Consider the following 8,830-nt stretch of genomic DNA (forward strand, 5'->3'; position numbering starts at 1 on the left):
AATTCCCGTCGGCATCGAGGACGACGGCGCCGACCGGGATCTCCGCGGCGTTCCGCGGCCTCTCGGCGGCGAGCTCGAGGGCACGCTGCATCGCACGGCGGTCGGCGGCGGTCATGCCCCGAGGCCTACGTCAGCGCGCGGTGTCCGCCACGGCACCCGATGTCGTGCGCGGACGCGGGGCGCATTAGCCTGTATCCATGCGTGTTCACGTCGCCGACCACCCTCTCATCACCCACAAGCTCTCGGTGCTGCGCGACGCGCGCACCCCGTCGCCGGTCTTCCGCCAGCTGACCGAAGAGCTCGTGACGCTCCTCGCGTACGAGGCGACCCGGAATGTGAAGGTCACTCCGATCGAGATCACGACACCGGTCACCACGACCACGGGCGTGAAGATCTCCGAGCCGCGACCCCATCGTCGTCCCCATCCTGCGCGCCGGTCTCGGCATGCTCGAAGGCCTCGTCAAGCTCCTCCCCACCGCGGAGGTCGGTTTCCTCGGCATGGTCCGCGACGAGGAGACCTTCGAGCCGACCACGTACGCCGAGCGGCTTCCGGACGATCTCTCCGACCGCCAGTGCTTCGCGATCGACCCGATGCTGGCGACGGGCGGCTCGCTCGCCGCCGCGATCCAGTTCCTGTTCGATCGCGGTGCGAAGGACGTCACCGCGATCTGCCTGCTCGGCACTCCGGAGGGTGTGGCGGCGATCGAGGCGATGGCCGGCGACCGTGACGTGACCCCTCGTCCTCGGAGCGCTCGACGAGCGCCTCGACGAGAAGGGTACATCGTGCCCGGTCTTGGCGACGCGGGAGACCGGCTGTACGGCACCGTCTGAGGCCGTCGCCGCCCGCTCCCACGTCAGAGGGCCAGGCGGTAGCCGCGTTCGTCGCCGTAGCGCGTGAAGCCGGCTCTCGCGAGGATCGGCGCCGATGTCGAGACACGGCCCTTGACGAGCGCAGTCCTCGCACCGCGCGCGGCGCTCTGCCGCAGGCGTTCCGCGAGGACCGCTCGATAGACCGCGCGACCACGATCGGCCTCGAGCGTCGCCGCTCCCCAGAGTCGAGTGAACCCGTCGACGATGGTGCATCGCCCGTGCTCACCCGCGCGTCCGTCGATGCGCCCGAGCACCCGGAAACCGGTACCGGCATCGAGAGCCTCGGTCAGCTCGGCGAACTCGGCACGCAGACCGTCGTCGTCGAGGGGCTGCTGCTCCCAGACCGGAACGTTGATCGCATCGACCTCGCGGAGCTGATCCACGGCCCGCACGACCTCGGCGGAGACCCCGGGCGTCACGTCGACCGCGGGCTCCACTGGTCGGACGCGCGAACACGGTGACGGTGTCGAAGTGCACGGCACCGCGGCGTCGGAGCTCCTCTTCGAGGTCGGGGTCGGTCGTGCGGGATTCGTCCAGAACGTGAACACGCTCTCGCCCCAGGCTCTGGTGCGCTCCAGCGCCCCGTCCAGCACCTCGGCGGCGGGGCGCGCGGACGTCACCTGCGAGCCGCTGACGCCGCCCCCGAACCGCTCCGGGTACCGCACGAGGAGCAGGTCGCCGCGGACATGCTCGCTGCCGCGCGGAAACCAGGCCCACGCGGCGGCGGCACGGAGGATGTCCGCCTCGGTCGGCGTGCCGTCGGCGGCCGGTGCAGGAACCGTCGTCGTCATGAACCCTCCTCCTCCGCGGCCCCCACCAGGCGGGCGAAGGCACTGAGCCGGGCGACGCCCTCGGGCGTGTACGGCAGGTCGTCGAGCAGCGCCGGCGAGTGGATGAGGTAGGCCACGACCTGCGCCCGGGAGAATCGCCACGTTGAGCCGGTTCTGCAGCAAGCAGGAACTCCGGGCCCCGGGGAGCGTCTCGGCCACTCGACGCCGCGAGCGTCGTGATCGAGACGACGGCCCTCCTTGCCCTGGAAGTTGTCGACCGTGCCCACCGGGACGCCGCCGAAACCCGCCGCGGCGAGCGCGTCGTGCACGAGCTGCCGCTGCGCGTTGTACGGCGCCACGACGATGATGTCCTCCGGCGTCAGTGGCCGCACGGTGCCCGCCGCATCGTTGTCGTGGAAGGCGCGGCCCACGAGGTCGCGGACGATGCGCACGACCTCCTCTGCTTCCTCCGGCGACTGGGTCGCGTTGCCGCGGTGGCGGCAGCGGCACCACGTGGAGGCCCGGGTCGATGCCCTCGACCGCGCGCCGCTCGGTACCGGGGGCGGAGGCGAGCTTCCCGGCATAGGCGAGCTTCGACACCGGAGCCGCGACGTGCGGGTGCATCCGCCAGGAGCGCGCGAGGAAGTAGCCGTACTCCGGGCGCACGACGGGGTCGCCGTCCATCACCCAGCCGAGCGCGGACGTGTCCACCGGCCTCCGGGTGGGCGCCCTGGCTGACCTGAGGCAGCTGCTGCGGGTCGCCGAGGAGGAGGAGCCTCTGCGCGCCCGTGGCGACCGCGATCGTCGAGGCGAGCGAGAACTGTCCCGCCTCGTCGATCACGAGCAGGTCGAGCTCTCCCCTGGCCACCCGCTGCGTGTTGCTGAAGTCCCAGGCGGTACCGCCCACGACGGCGCCCCCCGTCTGCGTGCTCCGCGAGGAAGGCGGCCATGCCGGTCTTCGGGATCACCGTGTACCCGGGATCGGCGTTCGCGTCCTTGGGGCACTTCGCCACCTGACCCGGGGCGACACCGTCCGGCGACGACGCGCTCCAGCAGCGTCTCGATGATCGCGTGGGACTGCGCGACGACGCCCGATCCGGAAGCCGTGCTCGTTGACGAGCCGGGCGATCACCTGGGAGCCCGTGTAGGTCTTCCCCGTGCCTGGAGGCCCCTGTACGGCGAGATAAGCTGCGGTCGAGGTCGAGGACTCCGCGGACGATCGCGTCGATCGGGTCGTCGCCGGCGGCCGGGAGCGCGTTCCCCGACACGGTGCGCGGAGGGAGGCGGCGGAGGATGTCGGTCGCCGCGTCCTGGGGGAAGTCCGGAGCGGCCGCGTGCACCGCATCGGCCCATTCGTCGATCGCCTGCTGCAGCGACACCACCCGTGGCGGCGCGGCGGGGGTGAGGGCGACGGGGAGGTCATCCCAGGTCTGCCCTGGACCGCGGACTCCGCCACGAGATAGCCGTCGTCCAGCACCTCGACGACCGTGACCCCGTGCGGCACGTGCACCGCGCGCGACGGGACATCGGTGTCGAACGGCGCCGGGACGTCGTAGAGCGCGAACGGCTGGGCGCCCGGACCGAGCGTCGTGCCAGGGGACACCTCGCCGCGGATCTCCAGCTCGCGCGACAGGACTCTGCGGCCCTCGCCGATGCTCCAGTCCCGGCGGACCCGCGAGCGGGTCGCATCGACCTTCACCACATCGCGGGTGCCGTCCCACATCGTGACCGGCTCCCGCAGCCGCTGGAGGTGCGCGACCAGAAGCTCTTCGCCTCGCGTGGGAAGTAGTCGATGGCGGCCGCCGCGAGCCGGTGCACGAGCCCATCGCCACCGACCTCCACCGCACGCTCCGCGTCGCCGAGCAGCGCGAGCGAACGCGGCGACGGCTCGTAGATGACCTCGTCCGCGTCGTCCGGCGGGGCCGGCGTGACCCCCCTCCGCGCGGGCGATGTCGATGAGCCAGTTGCGCAGCAGCCGCCGGGTGGAGACGCAGTCGTAGCGGTTGTAGTCGGCGAGGTCGGCGAGCACCGCGTCGGCCTCGGCCTGCGCCCCCCGCTGCCGCGAGCTCCCGCGCCGCGACGTACTGCACGATGGAGTCGTCGCCCTTCTGGACGTCGCTTCGTGCGCTACGTCCTCCCCATGTAGAGAGGCTCGAGCTTCTTGATCGAGTAGGACCGCGAACCCACGCGGACGGTGCGCAGCACCAGTGGGTACAGGTCGACGAAGACGCCCTCGCGGAGCAGGCGGTCCACCTCACCCTCGCGCACACCCATGGCGGGCGGCCATCGCGACCAGGTGGGAGGTCTCGTAGGGGGCGTAGTGATAGATGTGCATGCCGGGGTGGGCGGCGCGACGCACCTTCACGAAATCGAGGAAGTGTCTCCAGCGCCCGACGCTCCTCCGCGAACGAGTGCGCCCAGAGCGCGGTGTACTGGTCGGCGTTGTCGACCCAGCCGAACAGATAGTCGATGCCCCACTCGGCCTCGCCGTCGGGAGCGGGCTCGGTGTAGAGCGGATCGCCCTCGAAGTCGAAGAAGATGTCCCCGTGGCTGGGCACAGGGAGGGTGTGATCGCCGCGGCATAGTGCACGTCGTACGTCCCCGCGCCCTCGGCATCCGCCCGCAGCTGCACGCGGGCCTGGGCGCGAGGTTCTCGAACGTGTCGACGTTCATGCCCTCCGGTGCCTGGGTCGCCGCGGCCAGGTCGTCGATGGTGAGGATCCCGGCGGCGCGCAGACGGGCCCGCTGCACCGGCCGCATGCGGGCCACCATGAGGAGGTCGCGATGGGCCAGCACCTGCTCCTCGCACGTGGCGCAGCGCCCGCAGGCGACCACGCGCAGATCGCCGCGGTCGTCGCCCCACGCGAGCGGCGCCCCCGGCCGCGCCGTCGGCCCACGGCGCGGTCCGCGATCAGAGCGCGCAGCCGCGCCCGGCGCACGCGGAACAGTGGGAGGAGGTCGTCGACCGCATGCGTGCTGACGCTGTTGTCGCCGTGGATGAGGTCGACCTCGTCCGCACGCGGGATGCCGAGCCGGTCGAGCTGGTCGACATATGCTGCGAGCTGCATGAGTGCGGTCACCCTGGCCTTGCGGGGCGAGCTTCGAGTCCTGCACGCGCCAACGCCCGTCGCGCATCGCGGCGGAGGAAGTCGGCGAACCCGACGAACTCGTCGGTGGCGAAGGGCCGCCTGGAAGACGACCAGCGCGTCCGAGCGCAGAGCGCTCAACGTCTCGTCGACGGCGGCAGCCAGCGCGTCAGGATCGCTCGACGAGACCTTGGCGACCCGATGCACCCGCTCGTCGCCGAGCTCCCGGATGTAGCGCTCGAGCACGTTCTGCTCGTGCACGTCTCCGAGCTGGGCCCGCGCGGAGGAGCGTCGCGTCCTCCGGCTCCTCCACCGCGGGGACCCGACCGAGCTTCGCATCGATCGCGCGGGACCAGGCGAACTCGCACTCGCGGCCGGCCTTGAGGTCGCTCGCGCTCACAGATGACCCGCTGCGCCTCTGTGTCGATCCGCACGATTCTCCCGTTCTGTCGGCTGCTTCGACACTATCCGCGCATCCGACACGGCGAAAAGCGGGCGGTCCCGCGTGAGGCGCCCCGGGTCAACGCCACCAGGTGTCGTCGGGCGTCACGGGCAGATGACGCTTGTGCTGCGTCGCGAGATACCGCGCCTCGATGCGCCCGGCGACCTCGGGGTCGACCTCCCCGGCCCTCGAGGAAGTCGTCGATCTGCTCGTACGTCAGCCCGAGCTCGTCCTCGTCGTTGCGCCCCGGCTGGTCGTCGAGGAGGTCGGCCGTCGGCACCTTGAAGGCCAGGCGCTCCGGGGCGTCGAGGAACTGGAGCAGGGCGCGACCCTGTCGCTTCGTGAGCCCGGCGAGCGGGAGGACGTCGGCCGCGCCGTCGCCGAACTTCGTGTAGAAGCCCGTGATGGCTTCGGCGGCATGGTCGGTGCCGATCACGATCAGACCCTCGTGCCCGGCGAGCGCGTACTGGGTGACCATGCGGAGGCGGGCCTTGATGTTCCCGCGGTTGAAGTCGGAGATGTCGCTGGAAACGGCGGACTCGATGTCCTTCTCGACACCCTCGACCCCCGTTCTGGATGTTCACCTCGATCGACCGAGTCCGGCGCGATGAAGTCCAGCGCGGCCTTGCGCGTCGTCGGCGTCGTGCTGCACGCGATAGGGCAGGCGCACCGCGAGGGAAGAGTCGCCTCCCCGCCTCGCGCACGCCACTGCGCTCCACCGCGAGCTGGGCGAGGCGCCCCGCGAGCGTCGAGTCCTGTCCGCCGGAGATGCCGAGGACGAAGCCCTTCGCGCCCGTCGTGCGCAGGTAGTCCGCGAGGAAGCCGACGCGACGCTCCACCTCCGCTTCGGGGTCGATGTCGGGCCGGGCGCCCAGGTCTTCCGCGATCTGCTTCTGCAAACGACACGTTGTCCTCACGCTCATCGGTTCACTCCAGTATCGCCCTTCCGTGTTTCTAGCGGGTCACGCCACTGCGCCAGGACGCGGTATCCAGCCGCGACTGAGAGACTGAAGCGGTGAAGCTCCTCGTCGCCGCCCTCGAGTCCGAACTGTCCGCCTTCTCCCGAGGAGCTCGACGGGCTTCGACCGTCTGGTCACTCGGCCCGGGCAAGCTGCCGGCGACGTACGCGCTGACCCGGGCCCTCGACGCGAAGACCTACGACGAGGTCGTCAGTCGTCGGCACCGCGGGCTCCATCGAGAAGGGGCGTCCGTACGCGGTGCACGAGATCGCGACGGCGGTGCAGCACGACGTGATCGATCTCGACGGCGTCGTCGGACGGCACGTCTCGCTTCCGCCGCAGGTGACCACGGGCCGCGAGGGCGTCGTGATCGCCACGGGTGACCACTTCGTGAACGACGCCGAGGTCACGGCGGTGATCCGGCCGATGGGCGCCGCACTGGTGGACATGGAGACCTACGCGTACATCTGGGTCGCGGGGCAGTTCGGCGTGCCCATACGTCCGCGCCTTCCGAGCCGCGTCTCCGACCAAGCCGAGGACGGCGCCCTGGCCGACTTCCGCGAGGCCATCGCCCGATGCAGCATCGAGCTGCGCGAAGTCATCCGCGCCGAATACGGGGTCTGAGCTCAGCGCATCTCGATGACGCTCGGCCCGTTCGGCAGCGCGCGGACGGTGAGCTGAGCCGGGATCTGTTCCTGCATGGCCTCGACGTGGCTGATGACCCCGACCCGTGCGCCCGCCCTGCCGGAGTTCGTCGAGCGTGCGCATCGCGACGTCGAGTGTGTCGCCGTCGAGCGAGCCGAATCCCTCATCGATGAAGAGCGTGTCCAGGCGGATGCCGCCGGCGCGGGCCGTCACGAGCCTCGGCCAGCCCGAGGGCGAGCGCCAGGGACGTGAGGAACGTCTCGCCGCCGGACAGCGACTGTGGCGGGCGGGTCTGCCCGGTGAACGCGTCGGGCGACCACGATGCCGAGTCCGGACGCGGCACCGCGTGCCGCCAGGGCATCGGAGTGCTGCAGCCGGTAGCGTCCTTCCGACATGTCGTGGAGGCGAGCGGTTCGCGGCGTCGACGATCTCTTCGAGCTCTGCCGCCAGCACGAAGGTCTCCAGCGTCATCTTGCGTGTGTTCGCACCGCGTCCGGCGATTGGTGTCGGCGAGGGCCTGGAGCACCTCGAACGCCGCCGCGTCCTCTGCCGTGCGGGCGTGCTCGTCCTTCGCGGCGTCGATGAGGCCGGCCAGCCGCGCAGCGTCGCCCGGCCGTCCTCGTGGCCATCGTCGACGGCGGCGGTCCACGCCGCCCTCGGCATCGAGCGCTGCCTGCTCGATGGGCGCGAGGTCGATCGGCTCCTCCGGCAGGGTCCGCAGTTCGAGGTCGAAGAGAAGTGCACGCTCCTTCTCCCGCTGCACCGCGTGCGTCGTCACCCGCGTCATCGAGCTCCGCCTGCACCGCCGGCGGGCGCAACGCCCTCCACGACGGCCGTGACGTCGGGGAACTCGGAGGCATCGAGTGCAACGTCTCTCTCGGCGGCCGCCTCCGTCGCCGCCTGCTGTCTCCGCGCACGTTCGGCTCGGCGTCCCGGAGGCGTCGGGCCACGGCGAGGTGGGCGGTCGTCTCCGCCGTCCGCTCGGCGACCGACGCGTAGCTCCCCTCGCGCCTCGTCGATCGCCCTGCGGCGTCATCGTCTCGCTGGACCACCAGAGCCAGCTGCTCGCGGGGCTGCGGCGAGGGCCGCCTCGTCCTGACACGGGCGGAGCTCCAGGGCGTCCTGCTGCTCGCGGAGCTCGGCGAGGACGACATCGCGTCGCCGCGCGGTCTCGGCGGCGGCAAGGGCTTCCTTCTCCGCGGCAAGGGCGGCATCGAGCTCGGCTCCCGCCGTCTCGACGTCCCGTCCGTCCGCAGCGCGCCGTGGCCGCGGCGAGTCGGACCTGCAACGTCGTGCAGGTCGACGCCGCCTGCTGCTCGCGCCGCGCCGCCTCGTCCCTCCGGACCTCCGCAGCCCGCGATGTCCTCCGCGGAGACCGTCGCGCCGTGGTCTGCCGGGGCCGGGTGCTCTCGCGCACCGCACACCGGGCAGGGGTGATCGTCGACGAGGGCGGAGGCCAGCTCCCCCGCCATGCCGTCGATCCGGCGCTGCCGCAGGTCAGCGAGAGCCGACTGTGCGGCGGCCTGTGCAGACGTCGCCTCGGCGAGGACCCGCTCGGCGGAGGTGCACTCCTGTTGCAGGGTCTCCGCCTCTACCGCGGCTTCGCGGCGAACGGCCGCGGCGATGCGCACGCTCTCCCATTCCGCGATGCGGTCGGCGAGTCGACGGGCGTCGTTCCCGTTCCAGGGTTGCGGCCGCGATCCGCCCGGGGAGGGCAGCGCGCTCCGCCTGCCCGTCCTCGCACCGGCGCTCGGCGGCGACGACAGCCGCTTCCGCCGTCCCGCGCTCGGTGGCGCGGGACGGCGCCTGTGCCTCCAGCGTGACGGCGCGCTCCCAGATCCCGGACTCACGCGTCCGTTCCGCGATCCCACGCGTCGAGGTCGTCGGTCTCGACGCCGAGCCGGGCACAGGCCGCGCGTGCCCGTTCCTCCGTGGCGGCGCCTCGTCCGCTGCCGCCGCCGCGCGTGTGGCCGCGGCGATCGAGGAACGGAGCACCTCGGCTGCCCGCGCCCTGGCGAGCTCCGCCTTCGCCGCGGCGACCGCCGCTTCCTCGGCATC

At 71.9% G+C, this 8,830-nt stretch carries 9 protein-coding genes and 2 pseudogenes; 4 read left to right on the top strand and 7 right to left on the bottom strand.

The genetic code is table 11. The features are described from left to right. Positions 1-197: 197 nt before the first annotated feature. A pseudogene (locus tag AB1285_RS25565) lies at positions 198-341 on the top strand (uracil phosphoribosyltransferase); the annotation flags it as partial. A gap of 103 nt (positions 342-444) precedes the next feature. After that, the gene (upp, locus tag AB1285_RS25570; RefSeq protein WP_429978151.1) at positions 445-831 is read left to right on the top strand and encodes a uracil phosphoribosyltransferase; all 387 of its coding nucleotides are present in this window, start codon (positions 445-447) and stop codon (positions 829-831) included. A gap of 23 nt (positions 832-854) precedes the next feature. Here upp and AB1285_RS25575 read toward each other — a convergent pair whose 3' ends face one another. The 6 genes and pseudogenes from AB1285_RS25575 to nadE all read right to left on the bottom strand — a co-directional run bounded on the left by AB1285_RS25575 (position 855) and on the right by nadE (position 6,091). After that, positions 855-1,661 (bottom strand): hypothetical protein, encoded by an 807-nt coding sequence (locus AB1285_RS25575; RefSeq protein WP_429978152.1) that lies wholly within the window; start codon positions 1,659-1,661, stop codon positions 855-857. After that, entirely contained in the window at positions 1,658-2,092 is a 435-nt protein-coding gene (locus tag AB1285_RS25580) for an AAA domain-containing protein (protein ID WP_429978153.1), read from the bottom strand. Before AB1285_RS25580 ends, AB1285_RS25575 begins: the two co-directional genes overlap by 4 nt. Next, entirely contained in the window at positions 2,020-2,547 is a 528-nt protein-coding gene (locus AB1285_RS25585; RefSeq protein WP_429978154.1) for an AAA domain-containing protein, read from the bottom strand. Before AB1285_RS25585 ends, AB1285_RS25580 begins: the two co-directional genes overlap by 73 nt. 1,220 nt (positions 2,548-3,767) lie before the next feature. Continuing rightward, positions 3,768-3,914: a hypothetical protein gene (locus tag AB1285_RS25590; protein WP_429978155.1), complete on the bottom strand. Its 147-nt coding sequence runs from the start codon at positions 3,912-3,914 to the stop codon at positions 3,768-3,770. Positions 3,915-4,309: 395 nt separating this feature from the next. After that, positions 4,310-4,987, bottom strand: coding sequence for a hypothetical protein (locus tag AB1285_RS25595; RefSeq protein WP_429978156.1), 678 nt, complete (start codon positions 4,985-4,987; stop codon positions 4,310-4,312). 259 nt (positions 4,988-5,246) lie between these two features. After that, positions 5,247-6,091, bottom strand: a pseudogene (gene nadE, locus AB1285_RS25600) (ammonia-dependent NAD(+) synthetase). 294 nt (positions 6,092-6,385) lie between these two features. Between nadE and AB1285_RS25605 the strand changes: the two are divergent. Further along, on the top strand, positions 6,386-6,751 hold the full coding sequence (locus AB1285_RS25605; RefSeq protein ID WP_429978157.1) for a hypothetical protein: 366 nt from the start codon (positions 6,386-6,388) through the stop codon (positions 6,749-6,751). Between the two features lie 184 nt (positions 6,752-6,935). Here AB1285_RS25605 and AB1285_RS25610 read toward each other — a convergent pair whose 3' ends face one another. Next, positions 6,936-7,559: a hypothetical protein gene (locus AB1285_RS25610; RefSeq protein ID WP_429978158.1), complete on the bottom strand. Its 624-nt coding sequence runs from the start codon at positions 7,557-7,559 to the stop codon at positions 6,936-6,938. A 1,032-nt stretch (positions 7,560-8,591) separates the two neighbouring features. Between AB1285_RS25610 and AB1285_RS25615 the strand changes: the two genes are divergently transcribed. Continuing rightward, positions 8,592-8,830: hypothetical protein (locus AB1285_RS25615; RefSeq protein WP_429978159.1), on the top strand; the 239-nt coding region annotated here is incomplete at its 3' end.

The sequence above is a fragment of the Microbacterium sp. NRRL B-14842 genome, assembly GCF_050470785.1.